Origin of the sequence: Streptococcus sp. HPH0090 (assembly GCF_000411475.1) — a bacterium.
In the GTDB taxonomy this organism is placed as follows: domain Bacteria; phylum Bacillota; class Bacilli; order Lactobacillales; family Streptococcaceae; genus Streptococcus.
In genome coordinates this window covers 79,622-105,353 of record NZ_KE150466.1, presented here as the reverse complement: position 1 = coordinate 105,353, position 25,732 = coordinate 79,622, and the positions used below count along the sequence as shown (strand labels likewise).

24 protein-coding genes are annotated in these 25,732 nt (G+C 38.6%); 21 read left to right on the top strand and 3 right to left on the bottom strand.

What is annotated here, in order from left to right; genetic code table 11:
- Positions 1–83 precede the first annotated feature (83 nt).
- From yfmF to tsf, 12 genes are all read left to right on the top strand, one after another.
- Entirely contained in the window at positions 84–1,334 is a 1,251-nt protein-coding gene (gene yfmF / locus HMPREF1481_RS10065) for an EF-P 5-aminopentanol modification-associated protein YfmF (protein ID WP_016466524.1), read from the top strand.
- Positions 1,331–2,611: an EF-P 5-aminopentanol modification-associated protein YfmH gene (yfmH, locus tag HMPREF1481_RS10060; protein WP_016466523.1), complete on the top strand. Its 1,281-nt coding sequence runs from the start codon at positions 1,331–1,333 to the stop codon at positions 2,609–2,611. The genes yfmF and yfmH overlap by 4 nt, the downstream gene beginning before the upstream one ends.
- 42 nt (positions 2,612–2,653) lie before the next feature.
- On the top strand, positions 2,654–3,481 hold the full coding sequence (rodZ, locus tag HMPREF1481_RS10055; RefSeq protein ID WP_016466522.1) for a cytoskeleton protein RodZ: 828 nt from the start codon (positions 2,654–2,656) through the stop codon (positions 3,479–3,481).
- Positions 3,482–3,492: 11 nt separating this feature from the next.
- Positions 3,493–4,032: a CDP-diacylglycerol--glycerol-3-phosphate 3-phosphatidyltransferase gene (gene pgsA, locus HMPREF1481_RS10050; protein WP_016466521.1), complete on the top strand. Its 540-nt coding sequence runs from the start codon at positions 3,493–3,495 to the stop codon at positions 4,030–4,032.
- Between the two features lie 2 nt (positions 4,033–4,034).
- Entirely contained in the window at positions 4,035–4,862 is an 828-nt protein-coding gene (locus tag HMPREF1481_RS10045) for an energy-coupling factor ABC transporter ATP-binding protein (RefSeq protein WP_016466520.1), read from the top strand.
- The gene (locus HMPREF1481_RS10040; protein ID WP_016466519.1) at positions 4,847–5,686 is read left to right on the top strand and encodes an energy-coupling factor transporter ATPase; all 840 of its coding nucleotides are present in this window, start codon (positions 4,847–4,849) and stop codon (positions 5,684–5,686) included. Before HMPREF1481_RS10045 ends, HMPREF1481_RS10040 begins: the two co-directional genes overlap by 16 nt.
- Positions 5,679–6,473: an energy-coupling factor transporter transmembrane component T family protein gene (locus HMPREF1481_RS10035; RefSeq protein WP_016466518.1), complete on the top strand. Its 795-nt coding sequence runs from the start codon at positions 5,679–5,681 to the stop codon at positions 6,471–6,473. The genes HMPREF1481_RS10040 and HMPREF1481_RS10035 overlap by 8 nt, the downstream gene beginning before the upstream one ends.
- 31 nt (positions 6,474–6,504) lie before the next feature.
- Entirely contained in the window at positions 6,505–7,326 is an 822-nt protein-coding gene (gene mreC, locus HMPREF1481_RS10030) for a rod shape-determining protein MreC (RefSeq protein WP_016466517.1), read from the top strand.
- Positions 7,323–7,817 (top strand): rod shape-determining protein MreD, encoded by a 495-nt coding sequence (gene mreD / locus HMPREF1481_RS10025; protein WP_016466516.1) that lies wholly within the window; start codon positions 7,323–7,325, stop codon positions 7,815–7,817. The genes mreC and mreD overlap by 4 nt, the downstream gene beginning before the upstream one ends.
- Before the next feature lie 93 nt (positions 7,818–7,910).
- On the top strand, positions 7,911–9,125 hold the full coding sequence (pcsB, locus tag HMPREF1481_RS10020) for a peptidoglycan hydrolase PcsB (RefSeq protein WP_016466515.1): 1,215 nt from the start codon (positions 7,911–7,913) through the stop codon (positions 9,123–9,125).
- A gap of 223 nt (positions 9,126–9,348) precedes the next feature.
- Complete coding sequence (rpsB, locus tag HMPREF1481_RS10015) at positions 9,349–10,128, top strand: 30S ribosomal protein S2 (protein WP_000268475.1); 780 nt, start codon at positions 9,349–9,351, stop codon at positions 10,126–10,128.
- 78 nt (positions 10,129–10,206) lie between these two features.
- On the top strand, positions 10,207–11,247 hold the full coding sequence (tsf, locus tag HMPREF1481_RS10010) for a translation elongation factor Ts (RefSeq protein WP_016466514.1): 1,041 nt from the start codon (positions 10,207–10,209) through the stop codon (positions 11,245–11,247).
- Between the two features lie 92 nt (positions 11,248–11,339).
- On the opposite strand, the gene cysK is transcribed toward tsf, so the two are convergent.
- Together cysK and HMPREF1481_RS10000 are read right to left on the bottom strand one after the other, a co-directional pair.
- Complete coding sequence (cysK, locus tag HMPREF1481_RS10005) at positions 11,340–12,266, bottom strand: cysteine synthase A (RefSeq protein ID WP_016466513.1); 927 nt, start codon at positions 12,264–12,266, stop codon at positions 11,340–11,342.
- Between the two features lie 144 nt (positions 12,267–12,410).
- Positions 12,411–13,046, bottom strand: a complete 636-nt coding sequence (locus HMPREF1481_RS10000; RefSeq protein ID WP_016466512.1) for a YigZ family protein — start codon at positions 13,044–13,046, stop codon at positions 12,411–12,413.
- Positions 13,047–13,101: 55 nt separating this feature from the next.
- On the opposite strand from HMPREF1481_RS10000, the gene HMPREF1481_RS09995 reads away from it, so the two are divergent.
- The 9 genes from HMPREF1481_RS09995 (at position 13,102) to polA (ending at position 23,839) form a co-directional block, all read left to right on the top strand.
- On the top strand, positions 13,102–14,400 hold the full coding sequence (locus tag HMPREF1481_RS09995) for a DEAD/DEAH box helicase (RefSeq protein ID WP_016466511.1): 1,299 nt from the start codon (positions 13,102–13,104) through the stop codon (positions 14,398–14,400).
- Entirely contained in the window at positions 14,397–15,059 is a 663-nt protein-coding gene (locus HMPREF1481_RS09990; RefSeq protein WP_016466510.1) for a ComF family protein, read from the top strand. Before HMPREF1481_RS09995 ends, HMPREF1481_RS09990 begins: the two co-directional genes overlap by 4 nt.
- A 79-nt stretch (positions 15,060–15,138) precedes the next feature.
- The gene (hpf, locus tag HMPREF1481_RS09985) at positions 15,139–15,687 is read left to right on the top strand and encodes a ribosome hibernation-promoting factor, HPF/YfiA family (RefSeq protein WP_016466509.1); all 549 of its coding nucleotides are present in this window, start codon (positions 15,139–15,141) and stop codon (positions 15,685–15,687) included.
- A gap of 166 nt (positions 15,688–15,853) precedes the next feature.
- A complete protein-coding gene (locus HMPREF1481_RS09980; protein WP_442852205.1) occupies positions 15,854–17,812 on the top strand; it encodes a DHH family phosphoesterase in 1,959 nt (652 codons plus the stop codon).
- A complete protein-coding gene (rplI, locus tag HMPREF1481_RS09975) occupies positions 17,809–18,261 on the top strand; it encodes a 50S ribosomal protein L9 (protein WP_016466507.1) in 453 nt (150 codons plus the stop codon). Before HMPREF1481_RS09980 ends, rplI begins: the two co-directional genes overlap by 4 nt.
- A gap of 42 nt (positions 18,262–18,303) precedes the next feature.
- Complete coding sequence (gene dnaB / locus HMPREF1481_RS09970; protein WP_016466506.1) at positions 18,304–19,662, top strand: replicative DNA helicase; 1,359 nt, start codon at positions 18,304–18,306, stop codon at positions 19,660–19,662.
- The gene (locus HMPREF1481_RS09965; protein ID WP_016466505.1) at positions 19,659–19,925 is read left to right on the top strand and encodes a Veg family protein; all 267 of its coding nucleotides are present in this window, start codon (positions 19,659–19,661) and stop codon (positions 19,923–19,925) included. Before dnaB ends, HMPREF1481_RS09965 begins: the two co-directional genes overlap by 4 nt.
- Before the next feature lie 94 nt (positions 19,926–20,019).
- On the top strand, positions 20,020–21,141 hold the full coding sequence (locus tag HMPREF1481_RS09960) for an SH3 domain-containing protein (RefSeq protein WP_016466504.1): 1,122 nt from the start codon (positions 20,020–20,022) through the stop codon (positions 21,139–21,141).
- 64 nt (positions 21,142–21,205) lie between these two features.
- On the top strand, positions 21,206–23,839 hold the full coding sequence (gene polA / locus HMPREF1481_RS09955; RefSeq protein ID WP_025173315.1) for a DNA polymerase I: 2,634 nt from the start codon (positions 21,206–21,208) through the stop codon (positions 23,837–23,839).
- A gap of 115 nt (positions 23,840–23,954) precedes the next feature.
- Here the strand turns inward: polA and HMPREF1481_RS09950 are convergent, their stop codons facing one another.
- The gene (locus tag HMPREF1481_RS09950; protein ID WP_016466502.1) at positions 23,955–25,403 is read right to left on the bottom strand and encodes an APC family permease; all 1,449 of its coding nucleotides are present in this window, start codon (positions 25,401–25,403) and stop codon (positions 23,955–23,957) included.
- Positions 25,404–25,732 lie beyond the last annotated feature (329 nt).

Here is a 25,732-nt window from a genome sequence, read left to right as displayed (position 1 = left end):
TTTAATTTCAAAAGAGTCAAAGAGAACAAGAAAATTTTTCATTTTCATGGTATAATAGAACTCTATGTAAAAGGAGGTAAGAGATGGAGTTATTCCCTGGAATTGCAGTGCATTTTATCCAATCTAAAAAGTTTAAGACAAATAAAATAACCATGCGTTTCACAGCTCCATTATCTCTGGATTTAATTTCTGGTCGCATGCTAAGTGCCAGTATGCTTGAAACTGCTAATAAAGGCTATCCAACTGCTCAGGTTCTTAGAAAATATCTGGCAGCATTGTATGGAGCAGATTTGTCAACTCATGCTTATAGAAGGGGGCAAAGTCACTTAGTAGACGTGAGTTTGACTTTTGTTCGAGACGAATTTTTAAGTAAGAAAAATGTATTAACTGCTCAGATTTTAGAATTATTGTATCAAGTCATATTTAATCCATTGTCAAATGAAGATGAATTTGAGAACAATGCCTTTGAAATTGAAAAAAAACAATTGTTGGCGAGACTAGAATCAGAATTAGAGGATCCTTTCTTCTTTGCCCATAAAGAATTGGATCAGTTGTTTTTCCAAGAAGAATCAATGCAGTTAGTTCCTAGAGATTTAATTGCCAGAATTTCCGAAGAGACATCTAAATCTTGCTATTCAAGTTTTCAAAAAATGCTGAAGGAAGATAGAATTGATTTATTCTTTTTAGGTGATTTTAATGAAATTGAAGTCTTAGAAAACTTGAAGAAATTTAACTTGACAGGTCGTAAAGAAACTGTAAACATTCAATATCAGCAAGGTTATTCAAATGTTCTTAGAGAAGGAATTGTTAGGAAAAACCTAGGTCAGTCTATCCTAGAAATGGGTTATCATAGTACAATTGGTTATGGCGATGATCAAAAGATGGGCTTGCTTCTCGTGAATGGTTTGCTTGGAGCTTTCCCGCACTCTAAATTATTTACCCAAGTTAGGGAAAAGGAAGGGTTGGCCTACACTGTTTCTAGTCATTTAGATCTCTTTAGTGGATTTTTAAGATTGTTTGCTGGGATAAATCGTCAAAACCGAAACAAGGTAAGGAAATTGATGAATGATCAATTGTTAGCTATCAAAAATGGTAGATTTACGGATTCTGAAGTTAATCAAACTAAGGAAATGATTCGTAGGACGATGTTGTTGAGTCAGGATAATCAAGATTCGATTATAGATAGAGAATACTTAAGCCTCTTTTTTGGTAAATCGGTTTTAGACCTGGATATTTTGATAGAGAGACTAGAGCAAGTTGACAAGGATGAAATCTGTAGGGTGGCATCTAGTTTGAAATTGCAGGCTATCTATTTTATGGAAGGAGCAGAATGACTAGAGTTACTTTTCAAGAGAAATATTATCCTGCTGTAAAGGAAACTCTTTATCAAGCAAAATTAGAAAATGGATTGACAGTTTCTTTACTTCCTAAAAATGATTTTAACGAAGTTTATGGTGTAGTAACTGTCTATGTTGGTTCAGTTGACACTGAGTTTACAGCTAGAGATAGTAAAAAGAAAACATATCCTAAGGGGATTGCTCATTTTTTAGAACATAAACTTTTTGAAAGAGAAAATTCTGAAGATATCATGGCTGCATTTACCAAATTAGGTGCAGATAGTAACGCCTTTACAAGCTTTACAAATACAAGTTATCTTTTTTCAACCTCTGACAATGTGGCTGAGTGTTTGGACTTGCTTGACGAGCTTGTTACTAGCTTTAACATTACTGAAGAATCTGTTGAACGAGAAAAGGATATTATTCAACAAGAACGCGAAATGTATCAGGATGATCCTGATTCTTGCTTGTTCTTTAAAACACTTGCAAATCTATATCCGGCAACTCCACTAGCTTCAGATATTGTTGGGACTGAAGATTCGATAGAAGATATTAGTTTAGAGGATCTACGGGACAATTTTGATGAATTTTACACTCCTGTCAATAGCCAAATTTTCCTCGTTGGAAATTTTGACTTAGAGTTGATACAGAATTATTTCTTGCAAAAGGATGTTGGAGGTTGTATAGTTCAAAATCCAAAAGAACCAATCGCTTTACACCCTGTAAAGAAGGTTGAGAGCATTCGTATGGATGTTGCATCACCTAAATTAGCAATAGGAGTTCGAACGAATTCTGATATGGGCCATCAGGACTGCTATCGATATAGCGTTCTATTAAGAGCGTTATTTACGATGATGTTTGGTTGGACCTCTAAAAGATTTCAGAGTTTGTATGAAACTGGGAAATTAGATTCTTCATTATCTTTAGAAGTTGAAATCAATCGACGTTTTAACTTTTTGATGCTGACAATGGACACGAAGGAGCCTGTGTCAATTTCGCATCAATTCCGAAAGGCGATTCAGAGCTTTGTTACTGATGCAGATATTTCGGAAGAACATCTTGATTTAATAAAAAGTGAAATTTATGGAGAATTTATCCATAGTATGAACTCTTTAGAATTTATTGCGACCCAATATCAGTCACATTCTGACGAAACAACCCTGTTTGATTTACCAAAGATTATACAGGAAATGACCTTGGATGATGTTCTTGAGGTAGGACATCATTTTATCGATAATAGTGAAATAGTTGAATTTACAATTTTTCCACTATAGCCATCGAAATATAAAATAAACTAGAAAGAAGGCATGGTAAGTATGAGAAAAAAAACAATTGGTGAAGTGTTACGTTTAGCAAGAATCAATCAAGGTTTGAGTTTAGAGGAATTGCAGCGCAAGACAGACATTCAACTGAATCTGCTTGAGGCTTTAGAATCAGATGATTTCGACCAATTACCAAGCCCTTTTTATACACGTTCTTTTTTGAGGAAGTATGCTTGGGCAGTTGAGTTGGATGAAAACCTTGTTTTAGACGCATATGATTCAGGGAGTATGATTACCTATGAGGAAGTTGATGTTGATGAGATAGAACTATCAGGTCGTAGACGTTCTAATCGTAAGAAACGTTCCTTGCTCCCTCTGTTTTACTTTATTCTCTTCTCCTTATCAATTATAATTTTTGTTTCTTATTATGTTTGGAATTACATTCAAACACAACCGACAGCAACAACTTCAGCCAACTATAATGTTGTGACTACGACAACAAGTGCAACAAGTAGTGAAACAACAACTAGCAATCAAACCACTAGCCCATCAAGTTCGAGCGACACATCAACTGTGACGGTTTCTGGCCAGGGAGATGTTATATCGGTAGAATATAAAACTGATAAAGATACTGCCGAACTTCAACTGTCTGTGACGGATGCAACAAGCTGGATTAGTGTTTCAGATACTGAATTGGCTGGAGGAACTACTCTTGAGCCTAATAATAAGATGGCCAAAACAACAGTTTCTAAAGGCTCTCCAGTAACTATCACATTAGGCGTTGTCAAAGGCGTGAAAATCAAAATCGATAATCATGAAATTGATACTTCGAAATTAACTGGTCAAACTGGCTGGATTACATTGAAATTAAGTTCAAATTAAGGAAGGATAACATGAAAAAAGAGAATATTCCTAACATACTTACGCTTGGTAGAATTTTATTTATTCCGATTTTTGTTCTCCTTCTATCATTTGGACAGTCTCCTGTGTTACATAAAATAGCAGCAATTATTTTTGCCATTGCCAGTATCACTGACTATCTAGATGGCTATTTAGCTAGAAAATGGCAAGTAGTTAGCAATTTTGGGAAATTCGCAGATCCAATGGCAGATAAGTTGTTAGTTATGTCGGCCTTTATCATGCTAGTAGGTCTAAATATGGCTCCTGCTTGGGTAGTAGCTGTAATCATTTGCCGAGAACTTGCAGTTACTGGGTTGCGCCTACTCTTAGTTGAAACTGGTGGAACTGTTTTAGCTGCAGCAATGCCAGGAAAAATCAAAACATTTAGCCAGATGTTTGCGATTATCTTCTTGTTATTTCATTGGAATTTAATCGGTCAGATAACTCTTTATATCGCTTTGTTCTTTACAGTTTATTCTGGTTATGATTACTTCAAGGGAAGCGCGTATTTGTTTAAAGGAACCTTTCGCTAAATATGGAATCGATTATTGGAATTAAGAATCTGTCATTTCAATATCAGACAGATCAAGAACACTATGATGTTCATAAAATTTCGTTTCACGTGAAACGTGGAGAATGGTTGTCTATCGTTGGTCATAATGGTAGTGGAAAATCAACAACTGTTCGCTTGATTGACGGTTTGCTAGAAGCGGAATCTGGAGAAATTTGGATAGACGGTGATTGCCTAACTCCGGAAAACGTCTGGGAAAAAAGACGTAAGATTGGTATGGTATTTCAAAATCCTGATAACCAATTCGTGGGGGCAACCGTAGAAGATGACGTTGCTTTTGGACTAGAAAATCAAGGGATTCCACTTGAAGAGATGAAGCGTAGAGTTACAGAAGCCCTATCCTTAGTTGGGATGGCTGGATTTTCTAAAAAAGAACCTGCTCGTTTGTCAGGTGGCCAAAAACAGAGAGTGGCTATTGCAGGAGTTGTTGCCTTGCGACCAGATATTTTAATCTTGGATGAGGCTACAAGCATGTTGGATCCAGAGGGACGACTAGAGTTGATTAAGATCGTCCAAAAGATTCGTCAAGATCACCAAATGACAGTGATTTCCATTACGCATGACTTAGATGAGGTGGCCATGAGTGACCGTATTTTGGTAATGAAAAAAGGAGAAATCGAGTCAACAAGCACTCCTAGAGAATTATTCTCTAGGTCAGATTTAGATCAAATTGGTTTAGATCAACCCTTTGTCAACCAATTAAAAGAATCTCTACGTACTAGTGGCTTGAAATTACCAGAGCACTACCTGACCGAAGAGGAGCTCGAGGAGGCTTTATGGGAATTATTCTAGACAATGTGAGTTATACGTATCAGGAAGGAACACCCTTTGCCTCAGCTGCCTTGTCTGATATCAGTTTGACAATAGAGGATGGCACTTATACTGCGATTATTGGGCATACAGGAAGCGGAAAGTCTACAATCCTTCAACTTTTGAATGGTTTGCTAGTTCCTACAGAGGGAAGTGTTCGTGTCTTTGATACATTGATTACATCAACATCAGTCAATAAGCAAATTCGTCAAATCCGCAAACAAGTAGGTTTGGTTTTTCAGTTTGCTGAAAATCAAATTTTTGAGGAAACAGTCTTAAAAGATGTGGCATTTGGACCTCAAAATTTTGGAGTTTCTGTAGAAGAGGCAGAAGCTATCGCGCGTGAGAAATTAGCTTTAGTGGGAATTGACGAGTCACTTTTTGAACGTAGTCCTTTTGAACTCTCAGGAGGACAAATGAGAAGGGTTGCTATTGCTGGGATTTTGGCAATGGAACCTAAGATTTTGGTGTTAGATGAGCCAACCGCGGGCTTGGATCCAATTGGTCGGAAAGAGTTGATGACTTTGTTTAAAAAGCTTCATCAAGATGGCATCACGATTGTTTTGGTGACTCACCTTATGGATGACGTGGCCGAATTTGCTGACCAAGTTTATGTGATGGAAAAAGGAAAATTGGTCAAGAATGGGAAGCCAAGTCTTGTTTTTCAAAATGTCGAATTCATGGAAAAAATCCAATTAGGTGTTCCAAAAATCACAAGATTTGCTCAAAGGCTAGCTGAACGAGGAGTTTCTTTTAAACAATTGCCGATAACGATAGAGGAGTTTAAGGAGTTCATCAATGGATAATATGATTTTAGGTCGTTACATACCAGGAAATTCGATTGTTCATCGTCTGGATCCTCGTAGTAAGTTAGTGGCAATGATTTTATTAATTCTGATTGTTTTTTGGGCCAATAATCCAATAACAAATTTGATCCTTTTCGTTGCAACAGGTATATTTGTAGCTTTATCAGAAGTTCCCTTATCCTTTTTCATAAAAGGTTTGCGGTCTATGTTTTTTCTGATTGCTTTTACAACCCTTTTTCAACTTTTCTTTATCTCAGGTGGAGATGTCTTGTTCGAGATGGGGTTTATAAAAATTACAAGTCATGGAATTGAACAGGCTGGGATTATTTTTTGTCGCTTTGTGTTGATTATCTTTTTCTCAACCTTGCTTACTTTGACGACCATGCCACTAAGTTTGGCAACAGCAGTTGAATCCTTGCTTGGACCTTTAAAAAGACTCAAGGTTCCTGTTCATGAAATTGGGCTTATGTTGTCTATGAGTTTGCGATTTGTACCAACCTTGATGGATGATACGATTCGCATTATGAATGCTCAAAAGGCGCGTGGTGTTGATTTTGGAGAAGGGAATGTAATTCAAAAGGTTAAGGCTATGATCCCTATTTTGATACCTTTGTTCGCTACCAGTTTGAAACGAGCGGATTCTCTTGCTACAGCTATGGAAGCTAGAGGGTATCAAGGCGGGAATGGACGTAGTCAGTATCGACAGTTGAAATGGATGAATAAAGATAGTGTAGCTCTATTACTTATTTGTGTCTTGGGTGGTATTCTATTTTTGTTAAAATCCTAGAGTGAAGTATAGAATGAGATAGGGTAGAGGTATGAACCGTTTTAAAAAATCAAAATATATCATTGTTCTATTTGTCGTTGTATTAGTGGTTTCAGTTTTTTTAGTGACGACGAAATCAAGTGCGGTTGTGACAAAAGTTGGAGATGGCATTTCTCTGATAGATAGAATTGTTCAAAAACCATTCCAATGGTTAGAATCTACAAAGTCTGATTTAGGAAATTTGACGAGAGCTTATAATGAGAATGAAACTCTTAAAAAAGAACTCTATCAAATGGAAAAAGAAACGAATGAAGCAGACAGTCTGAAGGAAGAAAATGAGCAATTACGTCAGTTATTAGATATGAAGTCCAAATTAAATGCGACCAAGTTAATTGCTGCGGATGTCATCATGAGAACTCCATCAACCTGGAAACAAGAATTAACAGTTAATGTTGGTTCTCAACAAGGAGCAACGACAAACATGCTTGTTGTTGCTGGTGGAGGATTAGTTGGAAGTGTTGAAAAGGTAGAAGACAACTCAACTGTGGTCAATTTATTGACAAACGCTGAGAATACAGAGAAGATTTCCGTTAAAATCCAGCACGGTTCTAGTAGCATTTATGGTATTATTATCGGTTATGATAAGGAAAAAGAACTTTTGAAAATCAGCCAGCTCAATAGCAGTGGCGACATTAGCCAAGGCGACAAAGTGGTGACTGGAGGTTTGGGAAACTTTAATGCTACAGATATTTCTGTAGGAGAAGTCGTATCAGTGACACATAGTACTGACTATCTAACAAGAGAAGTTATGGTTAAGCTACACGCTGATTCAATGAATCTTAAGGTTGTAGAGTTAGTGGGGAATGCGTCATGAGACTTGTTAAGCAGATAGGAATGTTCTTACTCTTACCCTTGATTGTCTTAATAGATAGCCATTTAGGGCAGTTTGTAAATAGCTTTTTCCCACATTTGCAAATTGTTAGCCACTTTATCTTTATCTTCTTATTATTTGAAACAATTGAAGTATCAGAGTATCTATTTTTAGCTTATTGTTTGGTTCTAGGTCTTTTATACGATGTTTACTTCTTCCATCTGATTGGAATTGCAAGTCTTCTTTTTGTGATTATTGGAGCAATTGTCTATAAAGGTAACTCTGTCATTTTGTTAAATAGATGGACCAGATTACTAGCTATCTTAATGATGACTTTCATTTTTGAATTTGGTAGCTTTCTGTTGGCAGAGGTGGTCGGGCTAACTGCTGAAAATCTATCCGTTTTTATGGTTTATAGTCTTGTGCCTACTATGATATTGAACTGTTTATGGATGTTGGTTTTCCAATATATTTTTGAAAAAATATATCTATAAGAAAGAAACAAAACTGTAATAAAGGCGTAATATTTATTAGGCCTTTTTTTGATATACTAGTATTGTCTTTTTAAAGAAGGAGTATTTACACTTATGAAGAAAAAAATTCTAGCATCACTTATGTTAAGTACAGTATTGCTTTCAAATGGAGCTGTGCTTTCAAGTGTTAAAGCCAATACAACAGATGAAAAAATTGCTGCTCAAGATAGCAAAATTAGTGAGTTAACAACACAACAGAAGGAAGCTCAAAAACAAGTTGATGAAGTTCAAACTCAAGTAACAGCTATTCAAACAGAACAAGAAAAGTTGCAAACTGAGAATGAAAAACTTCAAGAAGAATCTAAAAAACTTGAAGGTGAAATCACAGAGCTTTCAAAAAATATCGTAGCTCGTAACGAATCGCTTGAAAATCAAGCTCGTAGCGCACAAACTAACGGAACTGCTACAAGCTACATTAATACGATTATTAACTCTGACTCAATCACAGAAGCTATTTCTCGTGTTGCAGCTATGAGTGAAATCGTATCAGCAAACAATAAAATGTTGCAACAACAAAAAGAAGATAAAAAAGCAATCGCTGAAAAACAAGTTGCAAATAATGAAGCAATCAACACAGTTGTTGCTAACCAACAAACACTTGCTGACGACGCTCAAGCTTTGACAACAAAACAAGCTGAGTTGAAAGTTGCTGAGTTGAATCTTGCGGCTGAAAAGGCAACTGCAGAAGGTGAAAAAGCAACCTTGTTAGAGCAAAAAGCAGCAGCTGAAGCAGAAGCTAAAGCAGCAGCTGAAGCCGAGGCGGCATACAAAGCTAAACAAGCAAGCCAACAAGAAACAGTTGCAGCTTCAGCAAATACAACATTTGCTGCACAAGTGCAAGCAACTTCAAGCTCAAGCTCTTCTTCATCATCAGATGATGATTCAAGCTACACACCTGCAGCAACTACAGTAAGCCAACGTCCTACATACAGTACAAATGCTTCTAGTTATCCAACAGGTGAATGTACTTGGGGAGCTAAGACATTAGCTCCTTGGGCTGGAGATTACTGGGGTAATGGAGCGCAGTGGGCAACAAGTGCAGCTGCAGCAGGTTTCCGTACAGGTTCTCAACCACAAGTTGGTGCGATTGCATGTTGGAATGATGGTGGATATGGACACGTAGCGGTTGTTACAGCTGTTTCATCTACAACAAGCATCCAAGTATCAGAATCTAACTACGGTGGAGATCGTACAATCGGTAACAAACGTGGATGGTTCAACCCAACTACAACTTCTGAAGGTTACGTAACTTACATCTATCCAAACTAATGAAAAAATTGAGACTCTTTTCGAGTCTCTTTTCTTATCTTTAAATTGTTAAGTTCTGCTAAAAAACTACCAAAATCGCTTGTAAATATTGAGAAATTGTGATAAAATGAAACTTGTCGTGTGAACGATAATACTCATTCTTGATGAATTGTGAAGCCGTTGCCTTTGGGTCGTTTTGCAAGTTGAAATCAAGAAGAGGAAAAAACAAAAAGGAGAAATACTCATGGCAGTAATTTCAATGAAACAACTTCTTGAGGCTGGTGTACACTTCGGTCACCAAACTCGTCGCTGGAACCCTAAGATGGCTAAGTACATCTTCACTGAACGTAACGGAATCCACGTTATCGACTTGCAACAAACTGTAAAATACGCTGACCAAGCATACGACTTCATGCGTGATGCTGCAGCTAACGATGCAGTTGTATTGTTCGTTGGTACTAAGAAACAAGCTGCTGACGCTGTTAAAGAAGAAGCAGAGCGTTCTGGTCAATACTACATCAACCACCGTTGGTTGGGTGGAACTCTTACTAACTGGGGAACTATCCAAAAACGTATCGCTCGTTTGAAAGAAATCAAACGTATGGAAGAAGAAGGAATCTTCGACGTTCTTCCTAAGAAAGAAGTTGCACTTCTTAACAAACAACGTGCACGTCTTGAAAAATTCTTGGGTGGTATCGAAGATATGCCTCGTATACCTGACGTAATGTACGTAGTTGACCCACATAAAGAGCAAATCGCTGTTAAAGAAGCTAAAAAATTGGGTATCCCAGTTGTAGCGATGGTTGACACAAACACTGACCCAGACGATATCGATGTAATCATCCCAGCTAACGATGACGCTATCCGCGCTGTTAAATTGATTACAGCTAAATTGGCTGACGCAATCATCGAAGGTCGTCAAGGTGAAGACGCAGCGGCAGTTGAAGCTGAATTTGCAGCTTCTGAAGCTCAAGCAGACTCAATCGAAGAAATCGTTGAAGTTGTAGAAGGCGACAACGCTTAATTCAAATAAGTAATCATTACCTAGGAGGGCGGGGCTTAGCCCGGCTCTCCTATTTTTAAAAAATATAGGAGAATCAAAATGGCAGAAATTACAGCTAAACTTGTTAAAGAGTTGCGTGAAAAATCTGGTGCTGGTGTTATGGACGCTAAGAAAGCATTGGTTGAAGTTGAAGGTGATATCGAAAAAGCGATCGAATTGCTTCGCGAAAAAGGTATGGCTAAGGCAGCTAAGAAAGCTGACCGTGTTGCAGCTGAAGGTTTGACTGGCGTATTTGTTAACGGTAACGTTGCAGCAGTAGTTGAAGTAAATGCTGAAACTGACTTCGTTGCGAAAAATGCTCAATTCGTTGAGTTGGTAAATGCAACTGCGAAAGTCATCGCTGAAGGTAAACCAGCTAACAACGAAGAAGCTCTTGCTTTGACAATGCCTTCAGGTGAAACTCTTGAAGCTGCATATGTATCTGCAACAGCTACAATCGGTGAAAAAATCTCATTCCGTCGTTTTGCTTTGCTTGAAAAAACAGATGCACAACACTTCGGAGCATACCAACACAATGGTGGACGTATCGGTGTTATCTCTGTAATCGAAGGTGGAGACGAAGCGCTTGCTAAACAAATCTCAATGCACATCGCTGCAATGAAACCAACAGTTCTTTCATATAAAGAATTGGATGAGCAATTTGTTAAAGATGAGTTGGCACAATTGAACCACGTTATCGACCAAGATAACGAAAGCCGTGCAATGGTTGGTAAACCAGCTCTTCCACACCTTAAGTATGGTTCTAAAGCTCAATTGACTGACGAAGTGGTTGCTCAAGCTGAAGAAGATATCAAAGCTGAATTGGCAGCTGAAGGTAAACCAGAAAAAATCTGGGATAAAATCATCCCTGGTAAAATGGATCGCTTCTTCTTGGACAACACAAAAGTTGACCAAGCCTACACTCTTCTTGCTCAAGTCTACATCATGGATGACAGCAAGACAGTTGAAGCATACCTTGAATCAGTTAACGCTACAGTAGTTGAGTTCGCTCGCTTTGAAGTTGGTGAAGGTATCGAAAAAGCTGCAAATGACTTTGAAGCTGAAGTTGCAGCTACAATGGCAGCAGCTTTGAATAACTAATAATAAAAAGAGGAAGCAAGTTTGCTTCCTTTTTCTTTTCTTTTATAGAAAATTAAAAAGCCCTTAAATAAGGGCTTTGTGTATTTAGGAGACTACACTTCGAATTCATAGAGAGTTGTAGATAGGTAACGTTCTCCGTTATCTGGTGCAAGCGCAAGGACTTTTTTACCTGCTCCAAGTTTTTTAGCGACTTCAATTGCTGCATAGATAGCTGCAGCAGAAGAAATACCTACTAAGAACCCTTCTTTTCCACCGATCTCACGACCAAGTGCAAGAGCATTGTCTGATGTTACGCGAACGATACCATCGTAAGCTTTTGTGTCAAGTGTTTCTGGGATGAATCCAGCAGAGATACCTTGAATCTTATGAGGTCCAGGTTTTTCACCTGATAAGATAGCGGATTCGTCTGCCTCAACTGCAAAAACTTGAATGTTTGAATTCGCAGCTTTAAGAGCATGAGAAACACCTGAAATAGTTCCTCCAGTACCAACACCGGCAACAAAAGCATCTAAACCGTCAGCTCCGAAATCAGCTAGAATTTCAGCTCCTGTTGTTCTTTCGTGAACTTCTGGGTTAGCTTGGTTGATAAATTGCAAAGGTAGGAAACCATCACGTTCAGCAGCGATTTCTTCAGCTTTAGCAATAGCACCTTTCATACCTTCACTTCCTGGAGTTAGAACGAGTTCAGCACCATATGCTTGGATGATTTTACGACGTTCTACACTCATTGTCTCAGGCATAACGATGACAACTTTGTAGCCTTTAGCAGCACCAACCCATGAAAGACCGATACCAGTGTTTCCGCTTGTTGCCTCTACAATAGTAGAACCAGGTTTAAGTTTGCCTTCTTGTTCAGCTTTTTCAATCATGCTTAGAGCAATGCGGTCTTTAACGGATGACCCTGGGTTAAAGGCTTCTAGTTTTACGTAAACATCTGCTGCACCCTCAGGTACGATGTTGTTCAATTTAACAATCGGTGTTCTACCGACAAGTTCAGTGATATTGTTATAAATCGCCATATTAGCACCTCTATATATAAGATGCTACTAGTATAACGCTAACTTTGCCTTTTGTAAAATATAGAAATCCTATCGAAGCGATAGGATTTTTTTATATCAGATATAAATGAGGAAAATTAGATGATAAGGTAGCATTTCTTTATTTTACCCTAAGTTAACAGGAACCTCAACCTCTCGTAAGCCCTGATCAATTAAGGTGACTTTTCCATTGAAAAATTCTATGAGAGAAGCTTTGATAGCTTCTTTATCTTCCTTATCAACAAAGATGATTGTTTCGACCTGATCAGTGAAATTTGTTTCAAGTTCCATGAGATTATGTTCTTTAAGAAAATTTCCATATTCTTGATATTGAGCATAACTCATTTGAATCTGAATCCCTGCTTGTTCTTTAATTTCTACAATTCCAATCTCTTTAACAGCTAAGGCGACACTACCAGCATAAGCGCGAATGAGCCCCCCAGCACCTAGTTTAATACCACCGAAATAACGGGTAACAACCACACAGACATTAGTTAAATTGTGATTTTCTAACACTCCTAGCATTGGTACTCCAGCAGTTCCGCTTGGTTCTCCATCGTCACTAGTTCGTTTAATTTCACTCCGCTCACCGATAATAAAAGCAGAGCAGTTGTGGGTCGCTTTATAGTGTTCTTTCTTAATAGCAGTGATGAAAGCTCGAGCTTCTTCTTCACTATAGACGCGCTTTGCATGGCAAATAAAGCGTGATTTTTTGATTTCTTCTTGGACTTGTCCATCCTCTTTAATTGTTCTACATTCCATATTTTTATTGTACTAAAAAATAGGATAAAGTTCTAGATTTTACGAATAAAGAAGTATGAAAATAGATTCGAATTATCTAGGACGTCTTTTTACTGAAGAGGAATTAAGTGTAGCAGAGCGTGAGTTAGCAGTGAAACTCCCAAGTATGCGAAAAGAGAAGGGAAAACTAGTTTGTCAACGATGTGATAGTGTGATTCAAGAAGAATGGTTATTGCCCATTGATGCATACTACTGTCGAGAATGTCTGTTGATGAAGCGAGTTAGGAGTGATCAAAGTTTATATTATTTCCCTCAGGAAGAATTTCCAAAGCAAGAGATTCTTAAATGGCAGGGACAATTGACTCCATTTCAAGAGAAAGTATCAAAAGGATTACTTAAAGCTGTAGATAGTCAGCAGCCAACTTTAGTTCATGCCGTGACTGGCGCTGGGAAAACAGAGATGATTTATCAAGTTGTGGCGAAAGTCATTAATGATGGTGGGGCAGTTTGTTTAGCGAGCCCCCGGATAGATGTTTGTTTGGAGTTATATAAAAGACTACAAAATGATTTTGCCTGTGACATCGCGTTGTTGCATGGTGAATCTGAACCATATTTTCGGACACCTCTAGTTGTTGCAACGACCCACCAGTTATTAAAATTTTATCAAGCTTTTGATTTACTAATAGTTGATGAAGTTGATGCTTTTCCCTATGTTGACAACAAGATGCTTTACAAAGCTGTAAAGAATTGTGTAAAGGAAAAAGGGCTCAGCATTTTCCTTACAGCAACCTCTACAGATGAATTGGATAAAAAGGTTCGCTTAGGAGAGTTAAAAAGGTTGAGTCTACCAAGGCGGTTTCATGGTAACCCCTTAATAATTCCTAAACCAGTCTGGCTATCTGAATTGGACAATTACTTAGACAAACATCGTCTCCCCCCAAAATTAAAAAGCTATATAGAAAAACAACGAAAATCAAGCTATCCATTACTAATTTTCGCTTCAGAGATTAAAAAAGGAGAGAAGTTAAAGGAAATCTTGCAACTGCAGTTTCCAAATGAGAAAATTGGTTTCGTATCTTCGGTTACTGAAGACCGATTAGAACAAGTTCAAGCATTTAGGGATAGAGAATTAACCATATTGATAAGCACAACCATATTAGAACGCGGAGTTACCTTTCCGTGTGTCGATGTATGTGTCGTTGAAGCAAACCATCGCCTCTTTACAAAATCAAGTCTCATACAAATTGGAGGGAGAGTTGGTCGTAGCATGGATAGACCAACTGGAGATTTGATTTTCTTTCATGATGGATTGAATCGTTCGATTAAGAATGCCATTAAAGAAATTAAACTGATGAACAAGGAGGCAGGCTTATGACTTGTTTACTCTGTGGACAACATTTAAAAAATAATCTAACCTTCAGTAGTCTTCTTTTGTTGAACAAGGAGGAGAGTTTACTCTGTTCAGTATGTTTCTTAAATTTTGAAAAGATTGGGGAAGAGCATTGTCCAAACTGCTACAAAATAGGAGTGTCAACTTCGTGTCAAGACTGTCAATCATGGTGTAAAGAGGGAGTTGACGTAGACCATGAAGCAATTTTTACTTATAATGAAGCAATGAAGGATTACTTTAGTCGATATAAGTTTGATGGAGACTATCTTCTGAGAAAGATTTTCGCATCAATTTTAAGGGAGAGATTAAAAAAATACAAAGAGTTTCAATTTCTTATAATACCTTTAAGTTCAGAAAGGTTTTCTAAAAGAGGATTTAATCAGGTTGAGGGTTTAATTGAAGCTACAGGACTCTCTTATCATGATTTTTTGGGAAAAAATGACGAGAAAGCAAGTTCTTCAAAAAATCGTTCAGAGCGATTGGCCACGGAACTTCCATTTTTTATTAAAGCTGGTGTCACGATTCCCAAGAAGATTCTTTTGATTGATGATATTTATACTACTGGAGCAACCGTTAATCGTGTGAAGAGATTGCTTGAGAATGCAGGAGCAGAGGAGGTTCGAACATTTTCCCTCGTAAGATGAGGAAAAAGATTGCAATAATTTTTTGAAAGCGTTATAATAAATATAGAAAAACAAATATGTTTAGAAAGAAGGTACTTATATGATTAAATATAGTATCCGAGGTGAAAACCTAGAAGTAACAGAAGCAATTCGTGATTATGTAGTTTCTAAACTCGAAAAGATCGAAAAATACTTCCAAGAAGATCAAGAATTAGATGCACGTGTAAACTTGAAAGTATATCGTGAAAAGACTGCTAAGGTGGAAGTAACAATCCCACTTGGATCCATTACTCTTCGTGCAGAAGATGTTTCTCAAGATATGTATGGATCAATTGATTTGGTAACAGATAAGATTGAACGTCAAATTCGTAAAAATAAAACAAAAATTGAACGCAAGAACAGAAATAAAGTCTCTACTAGCCAATTATTTACTGACGATTTAGTTGAAGATTCTGATGTTGCTCAGCCAAAAGTTGTTCGTTCAAAACAAATTGATTTAAAACCAATGGACCTCGAAGAAGCCCTTCTTCAAATGGACTTATTGGGTCATGACTTCTTCATTTACATCGATGTTGAAGACGAAACAACAAATGTAATTTACCGTCGTGAAGATGGAGATATTGGCCTTCTTGAAGTAAAAGAATCATAATCAGTAGTTTGATTAGTCAAAAAGGTGGTTTACACTAGTGTAAACCACCTTTTGTGTTAATGAGTGTTACAGGCGAGTATCAGTGCTTTTCCTTCTTTAAAGGTCGCTTTTTAAGTGCAAATATGGTATAATAATGCGCAAGAGGTTTGTAATGAAAAAAAATGAAATGAATCCCTTTTTTATATACTTATTTGTTGGGATTTCCTTTATAATCATGACCGTATTGGTTGTTTTTCTTCAAAATAATCTAGTCACAATAGCATGTTTACTTTTCTTGATGGTAGCATTTCTTTTACTATTTTATTTTCAGAAGAAATCTTATCAGAAAACTGAAATTGAACAAATCCAGTACGTAAACCATCAGGCAGAAGATAGTTTAAGTTCACTGTTAGAACAGATGCCTGTTGGGGTTGTCAAACTAAACATGGAAAGTAGTGAGATTGAGTGGTTCAATCCCTACGCTGAGTTAATGCTGACAACGGAAGATGGAGAAATTGACTATTCTCAAGTTCAAGAAATTATAAAAACATCCATATCTTCGCCTGGAATTTATGCCAATGTGGGGGAAAAACGTTACGCCGTGCACCTAGATAGAAATTCTGGTGTACTCTACTTTTTTGACGTTTCTGGAGAGTACGAAGCCACGGTAGAATTGGTTACGAGCCGCCCTGTTATCGGTGTTATTTCGGTAGATAACTATGATGATTTAGAAAATGAAACATCTGAATCAGATATCAGCCATATTAATAGTTTTGTTGCGAATTATGTCGCAGAGTTTACCGGAAAACATAAGATGTTCTCTCGCAGAGTGGCCATGGATCGTTTTTACTTGTTTACCGACTATACGGTATTGGAGCAATTGATGCAGGATAAATTTTCTGTAATTGATACCTTCCGTGAAGAAGCCAAACAGAGAGATTTACCATTGACTATGAGTATGGGCTTATCATACGGTGATGGAGATCATGAGAGTATTGGTAAAGTCGCTTTATCAAATCTCAATCTTGCAGAAGTTCGTGGTGGAGACCAAGTTGTCGTAAAAGAGAATGACGAAACGAAGAATCCAATTTATTTTGGTGGCGGCTCTGCAGCTTCAATCAAGCGGACAAGAACACGTACTAGAGCAATGATGACGGCAATCTCTGAAAAATTGAAGAGTGTCGATTGTGTATTCGTTGTTGGTCATAAAAATTTAGACATGGATGCTTTAGGTTCTGCGGTTGGGATGCAATTGTTCTCTAGCAACATCTTGAATGATAGTTATGTAGTCTACGACTCTGAGCAAATGTCTCCTGACATTCATCGAGCCATTCAATTTTTAGAGAATGAGGGGGTTACAAAACTTCTTCCTCTAAATCAGGCTATGGAGATGGTCACTAATCGTTCGTTATTAGTGATGGTAGACCATTCTAAGACGGCCTTGACCTTGTCAAAAGAATTCTATGATTTGTTCACACAAACGATTGTTATTGACCATCATAGACGGGACCAGGATTTCCCAGACAATGCAGTCATCACCTATATAGAGAGTGGAGCAAGTAGTGCAAGCGAACTTGTAACGGAATTAATCCAATTCCAAAACTCTAAGAAATCACGATTGAGTCGTATTCAAGCAAGTGTTCTGATGGGCGGTATGATGCTAGATACCAAGAATTTCACCTCTCGTGTGACTAGCCGAACATTTGATGTAGCGAGCTATCTAAGAACACGTGGTAGTGATAGTGTTGTGATCCAGGAACTTGCGGCGACTGACTTTGAAGAGTATCGATTGGTGAATGAACTCATCTTGCAAGGACAGACTGTACAACCTTCTATTCTGGTGGCTCAGGCCAAGGATACTAAGGAGTATGATACTGTAGTGATTAGTAAAGCAGCGGATACTATGTTAGCCATGTCAGGCATTGAAGCTAGCTTTGTTATTGCAAAAAACCGCCAAGGGGATATTTCCATCTCTGCACGAAGTCGAAGTAAGATTAATGTGCAACGGATTATGGAAGAATTGGGTGGTGGAGGCCACTTCAACTTGGCTGCTGCTCGACTGACAGATATGAGTCTGCAAGAAGCAGGTGATAAATTGAAAACCATTATTTCTAATGAACTTAGTGAAAAGGAGACAGAGGAATGAAAGTAATCTTTTTAGCAGATGTAAAAGGAAAAGGAAAAAAAGGCGAAATCAAGGAAGTGCCAACAGGTTATGCACAAAACTTTTTGATTAAGAAAAATCTTGCTAAAGAAGCGACTTCTCAAGCAATTGGCGAGTTGCGTGGTAAGCAAAAATCTGAAGAAAAAGCGCATGCTCAACTTCTTGCAGAAGCACAAGAAATTAAGGCGAAACTTGAAGCAGAAGAAACAATTGTTGAGTTTGTTGAAAAAGTTGGTCCAGATGGAAGAACTTTTGGTTCAATTACAAGCAAGAAAATTGCGGAAGAGCTTCAAAAACAATTTGGAATTAAAATTGATAAACGCCATATTCAAGTCCAATCTCCAATTCGTGCGGTTGGCTTGATTGATGTTCCTGTAAAAATTTATCAGGATGTAACTGGCGTCATTAATCTTCGTGTAAAAGAAGGCTAGTCTAGATTTGAGTAATTATGTTGTAAAAGGAAGGAAAATCTGATGGCAGAAGTAGAGGAACTACGAGTTCAGCCCCAGGATATCTTGGCAGAACAATCAGTATTGGGAGCTATATTTATCGATGAGAGTAAACTCGTGTTTGTTCGAGAATATATTGACTCTCGAGACTTCTTTAAGTATGCTCACCGTTTGATTTTTCAGGCCATGGTTGATTTGTCAGATCGTGGCGAAGCCATTGATGCAACAACTGTTCGCACGATTTTAGACAATCAAGGTGATTTGCAAAATATTGGTGGTCTATCCTACCTTGTTGAAATTATCAACTCTGTACCGACTTCTGCTAATGCAGAGTACTATGCAAAGATTGTAGCAGAGAAAGCCATGCTTCGTCGCTTGATTGCCAAGTTGACGGAATCAGTCAATCAAGCTTATGAAGCCTCTAGTCCAGTAGATGAAATCATTGCGCGTGCAGAAAAAGGCTTGATTGATGTCAGCGAGAATGCCAATCGTAGTGGGTTTAGAAATATTCGAGACATTCTAAACCTTAACTTTGGGAACCTAGAAGCTCGTTCACAACAAACTTCTGATATTACAGGGATTGCAACTGGTTATCAAGATTTGGATCATATGACAACTGGGTTGCACGAGGAGGAGTTGATTATTCTTGCTGCTCGACCTGCGGTTGGTAAGACTGCCTTTGCCTTGAATATTGCTCAAAATATTGGAACTAAGCTAGACAAGACTGTTGCAATTTTCTCTCTCGAAATGGGTGCTGAGAGTCTAGTCGACCGTATGTTGGCTGCTGAAGGATTAGTAGAATCTCACTCGATTCGTACAGGGCAACTCAGTGAGGAAGAATGGCGTAAGTACACCATTGCTCAGGGGAATCTTGCTAAAGCAAGCATTTATATCGACGATACACCCGGGATTCGAATTACAGAGATTCGATCACGCGCCAGAAAATTGGCTCAGGAAACAGGCAATCTTGGATTGATCTTGATTGACTACCTGCAGCTAATTACAGGGACTGGTCGTGAAAATCGTCAACAAGAGGTTTCAGAGATTTCACGTCAGTTGAAAATTCTGGCGAAGGAATTGAAGGTGCCTGTTATCGCGCTAAGTCAGTTGTCACGTAGTGTTGAACAACGTCAAGATAAAAGACCGGTATTATCAGATATTCGTGAGTCTGGATCTATCGAGCAGGATGCGGATATCGTAGCCTTTCTTTATCGTGATGACTATTACGAGCGTGGTGGCGAAGAAGAGGAAGGTCTTCCTAATAACAAAGTAGAAGTGATTATCGAGAAAAACCGTAGCGGTGCACGTGGAACGGTAGAATTGATTTTCCAAAAAGAGTATAACAAGTTTTCAAGCATTTCGAAGAGAGAGGAACAAAGATGACAGATGCATTTACAGATGTAGCCAAGATGAAAAAAATCAAGGAAGAAATCAAGACGCATGAAGGACAAGTAGTGGAAATGACCTTAGAAAATGGTCGTAAACGCCAAAAGAATCGCTTAGGAAGACTCATTGAAGTTTATCCATCACTCTTTATCGTTGAATTTGGAAATGTTGAAGGAGACAAACAAGCCAATGTTTATGTTGAATCCTTCACGTATTCAGATATTTTAACAGAAAAGAATTTGATTCACTATTTGGATTAAGGTTGAAAGTGAGAGTATTCTCACTTTTTTCTTTTTCTTTCGAATGATATAAGTGAGGTCAACCTCAAAAATTTATCTATTCGAAGGAGAATGAATGACAGATAGTAAAAAGGGAACTTTTCTAAAGAAAACGACGGTGGGAACAGCTTCACTATTGCTAGCGGGTGCTTTTTTGTTTGGTGGAGGAGCTGTTCATGCTAATCAGGTAAATAGTGGCTCACTGGCGCGTGGAGACGATTATCCCTATTATTATAAAAATGGAAATCAGGAAATTGATAAATGGCGTCTATACTCTAGACAGTGTACTTCATTTGCTGCCTTCCGACTCAGTAGTGTAAATGGTTTTGAGTTGCCAGCTGCGTACGGGAATGCTAAGGATTGGGGTTATCGTGCTAAACGAGAAGGTTATCGTGTGGACAAGACTCCAACAATTGGTTCGATTGCCTGGGATGGAAGCGGAGACTATGGCCACGTTGCATGGGTTTCTAATGTTTTTGGTGATATGATTGAAATTGAGGAGTACAATTATGGCGTTAGAGAGAAGTACAATCGTCGAATTGTGAAGGCAAGCTCTATGTCTGGTTTCATTCATTTTAAAGATGTCGGACAGGCTAGCACAGGGAATCATCAGTCAACTTTAGTATCTAGTGGAACTCATGTTTTTACAGAAAAAGCTGCCATTATGAACCAGCCATCACAAGCAGCTGAAATTGTGGATTATTACTACCCTGGAGAAAGTGTTCATTACGATCAAACGCTTGAGAAGGATGGCTACAAATGGATTAGTTATCTATCCCGAACTGGGAATCGCAGATATGTCCAGCTAGCTAAAACAGCAAGTTCAAAGAATGGATGGGAAAAACAGGGAACAACTTGGTACCACTATGAAAGTGGGAAAGTAGCTCTTGGTTGGAAAAAGATAGACGGAAGTTGGTACTATTTCCAAACAAGTGGTGCCATGAGAACAGGATGGCTAAAAGACGGATCTAAGTGGTACTACTTGAAATCATCTGGAGAAATGCAGACGGGATGGTTAAAGGATAAGGGCATTTGGTATTACCTCGAAAGCTCAGGTGCTATGAAGGCTAGTCAGTGGTTCCAGGTTTCAGGGAAATATTATTACGTAAACGCATCAGGAGAATTGGCGGTAGACACGACTATCGATGGGTTCCAAGTTGACAGTAATGGTGCGCGAGTAGAAAATCCAGCATCATAAGTGTTATTCAGCATTCGGGCTCTTCCTAATGGTATTTTTCCCTGCTTTCCTTTATAATGAGTGTATGGACAAGAAAAAATTATTATTAATTGACGGTTCTTCAGTTGCTTTTCGAGCATTTTTTGCACTTTACCAGCAACTGGATCGTTTTAAAAATGACAATGGACTACATACCAATGCAATCTACGGATTTCATCTGATGCTAAATCACCTACTGGAGCGTGTCCAACCGAGTCATATTTTGGTTGCTTTTGATGCGGGGAAAACGACTTTCCGTACAGAGATGTATGCTGATTATAAGGGTGGTCGTGCCAAGACTCCGGATGAGTTTCGTGAGCAATTTCCCTTCATTCGTGAGTTGCTAGATCATCTTGGGATTCGCCACTATGAATTAGCCCAGTATGAGGCTGATGATATCATTGGTACCCTGGGACGCTTGGCTGAAAAGGAATCTTTTGATGTAACTATAGTCAGTGGAGACAAGGACTTGATCCAGTTGACAGATGAGCATACCGTGGTTGAGATTTCCAAAAAAGGTGTGGCTGAGTTTGAGGCCTTTACTCCAGAATACCTCATGGAAAAGATGGGAATCACACCAGCTCAATTTATTGATCTTAAGGCTCTCATGGGGGATAAGTCAGATAATATCCCTGGTGTAACTAAGATTGGTGAAAAGACTGGTATTAAGCTCTTGTTAGAACATGGGTCTCTTGAAGGTATTTATGAAAATATTGATGGTATGAAGGCTTCCAAGATGAAGGAAAATCTTGTCAATGACAAGGATCAAGCCTTTCTGTCTAAAACACTAGCGACCATCGACACGAAAGCGCCAATCGAGATAGGTCTAGATGATTTGGTCTATAGTGGACCAAATGTGGAAAATCTTGGGAAATTCTACGATGAGATGGGCTTTAAACAGCTCAAGCAAGCCTTGAATGCTTCTCAGACTAACCAAGCTGAGACTTTGAATTTCACTATGGTGGATAAAGTGAGTCAAGATATGCTGAGTGCCGACTCTATCTTCCACTTTGAACTTTTTGGTGAAAATTACCATACTGATGACTTGATTGGCTTTGCTTGGTCTTGTGGAGACAAACTCTACGCTACAGATAAGTTAGAACTTCTGCAGGATCCGATTCTAAAGGATTTTCTAGAAAAAACACCTCTGAAAGTGTATGACTTTAAGAAAGTAAAAGTTCTCTTAAATCGCTTTGGTTTGAATTTGCAGGCTCCTGCTTTTGACAGCCGCCTAGCAAAATATCTCCTATCAACAGTCGAGAATAATGAAATTTCAACCATTGCTAGTCTCTATGGCCAAACTTACCTGGTCGATGATGAAACCTTCTACGGTAAAGGTGTCAAAAAAGCTATCCCAGAGCGAGAGAAATTCTTGGAACACTTGGCTCGTAAGGTTGCTGTATTGGTTGAGACGGAGCCTGTCTTACTTGAAAAATTAAGCGAAAACGGACAATTGGACCTTCTTTATGACATGGAGCAACCTCTAGCCTTTGTCCTTGCTAAGATGGAAATCGCTGGGATTAAGGTTAAAAAAGAAACCTTAATGGAGATGCAAGCGGAAAATGAGCGGGTCATCGAAAAGTTGACGCAAGAGATTTATGAGCTGGCTGGTGAAGAGTTTAATATCAACTCACCGAAACAGCTGGGGGAATTGCTTTTCGAAAAGTTAGGGCTCCCACTCGAATACACCAAGAAAACCAAGACAGGTTACTCGACAGCAGTAGATGTCTTGGAGCGCCTAGCTCCTATTGCACCAATCGTCAAGAAAATTCTCGATTACCGTCAGATTGCTAAGATTCAATCCACTTATGTGATTGGCTTACAGGACTGGATTTTAGCGGATGGCAAGATTCACACGCGCTATGTGCAAGATTTGACTCAGACAGGTCGTCTGTCTAGTGTGGATCCAAACTTGCAAAATATTCCTGTTCGGTTGGAGCAGGGGCGCCTTATCCGAAAGGCTTTTGTGCCAGAGTGGGAAGATAGCGTACTTCTCAGCTCTGACTACTCACAGATTGAACTACGAGTTTTGGCGCATATCTCTAAGGATGAACACTTAATCAAGGCCTTCCAAGAAGGAGCGGATATCCATACCTCAACAGCTATGCGGGTCTTTGGAATTGAACGTCCTGAGGATGTAACTCCAAACGACCGTCGCAATGCCAAGGCTGTAAACTTCGGAGTGGTCTACGGAATTTCAGACTTTGGTTTATCGAATAATCTAGGTATCAGCCGTAAAGAAGCGAAGGCTTACATCGATACCTACTTTGAACGCTTCCCAGGTATTAAAAACTACATGGATGAAGTGGTTCGTGAGGCGCGTGATAAGGGTTATGTGGAGACTCTCTTCAAACGTCGTCGTGAGTTACCAGATATTAATTCGCGCAACTTTAACATTCGTGGTTTTGCAGAACGTACAGCGATCAATTCACCTATCCAAGGATCGGCTGCAGATATTCTCAAAATTGCTATGATTCAGCTGGATAAAGCCTTGGTTGCAGGTGGTTATCAGACCAAGATGCTGTTACAAGTGCACGATGAAATTGTTCTTGAAGTGCCTAAGTCAGAATTAGCTGCTATCAAAAAACTCGTCAAACAAACCATGGAAGAAGCAATTCAACTGAGTGTTCCATTGATTGCTGATGAGAATGAAGGCGTGACTTGGTATGAAGCTAAGTAAAAAATACATTAGTAGACAAAAAAATCCCCTTGAACGTTACTGTTCAAAGGGGATTTTTGCTGAGAAAATTCTTTCAAGCAAAGATAAAATCAATTTTATCTAGCTAGTAGTAGCATTATTTGATTTGTTTCTTTTGTTCTTTTTTGGCAAGTACTGGTAGAATCACACCTAATCCAATCAGAATAATTGGAGTCAAGATGTTTGTAAGAAGAGAGAATTGCCAAGCCGTTGGATTCTCAGCGTAGTTAATTTTTGGAACCATACCAAGGATACAAGCAAAGGCTGTGAAGAGGAAGCACCAAGTACCGATAACAAAGCCAAGTTTAGGATTGTTCACAAACTTGTATTCGGCATTTTTGTATGTCTTCCAAGCGCGATTGAGCATCATATAGGCAAGGAATACCCAGAGGTAACGCATCGGCATCACGATAGAATTGAGGTTGGTCATCCATTTTACAAGTCCGTCAATTTCCTGAATACCAAAAATTGGAAGGATGATGATGAGACTAACGAGGACGCCTGTAAGGAGGTAGCCGTTAATGAGGACACCTTTTTCAGTACGTTTTCGAAGCCAGCTTGGGATGTAGTTTTCATCAGCGTTATTGAGAAGGATTTGTAATGGTGCGTCAATAGAGAAAGCAAGCGCCGCGATTTGTCCGACCATATTTGTAAGAGCGTAGATCACGACAAAGAGGTTTCCAACTCCCCAAGAATTTCCTAACATTTGGAAGGCTTGATAAGCACCATTACGCATGAGGTCTTCAGGGATATTATTGCCATCAAATAGCATTCCCATTGCAACTGATCCGAGGATAGCAGAGAGACCGACCATGATGGCCATTACAATCATACCTTTTGGAAATTCTTTTGCAGGGTTGCGGGTTTGATTGACATATGGGGAAATTTTTTCACAACCACCAACTGCAAAGACTAGTAGTGAGATTGTTGTAAAATAAGAAAAATCAAAGTTTGGAATGTAGGTGCTTAGTTGATCCATGTGTGGTGTCGCAAACTGGATGTCTGGTTTAATGAAAGGCAGACCGACAGCCAAAAGCACGAAGAGTAGAGACATAACCAACATAGCACTTCCTGCCAAGCTACCAATGACTTTTAGAGTTGCCAATCCTTTTGTAGAAAGGTAGAGGAAAAGTCCAAAAATTAGTAAGCAGAGAATAACAATCCAGTGGATGTCAATTTGTTTTAGAAATTGTCCGTTACCTTGCAAGGCCCATCCAAGCGGAATAAGGATCCCTTGTGGTTTTTGTGCGAGGTAAGGAATGTGAACAACCCAGTAAGTCCAAGCAGCAAAGTAGGCGAGACGTTTGGTTGATGTTTTTTCAACCCAGTCACTAACACCGCTTCCGCTCTCCTTAAAGGTAGAACCTAGTTGCCCAACGATGAGAGAATAAGGGATAAAGTAGAGTGCGAGGATTAAAACCCAAGATACGACGACTGAAATTCCCTGTTGAGAATAGTTGTTGACGACGTTTCCTAGCCCCCAAACCATGTTGAAAGCAATCAGAGAAACCATCAGCCAATTAAGTTGGTGTTGATCTTTTTTCATAATGTCTCCTTTTCTGATAATTTTAGTATATCATGATTTTTTGAAAGCGCCTAACAAAATTTGGAAATTACTATAAAAAAAGTAAAAGATAGCTAACAGATAGGGAATAGGGCTTGTTGGTTTAGAAAAGGATTATCCACAACCTGTGGATAACTAAAGGTATCAACAACAACTGTCTCTTAGTAATTTTAATAGGAAAAAGAGAGACGAAATTTATAGAATAGGAAACAAATCAATCTTTTATAAACCTTGTTAGGACAAGGTTTATAGGCTTTATTCTCTTGTACATCCTATGAACTTGGATTGGAAAGATTTTTTGGAAAAATTTG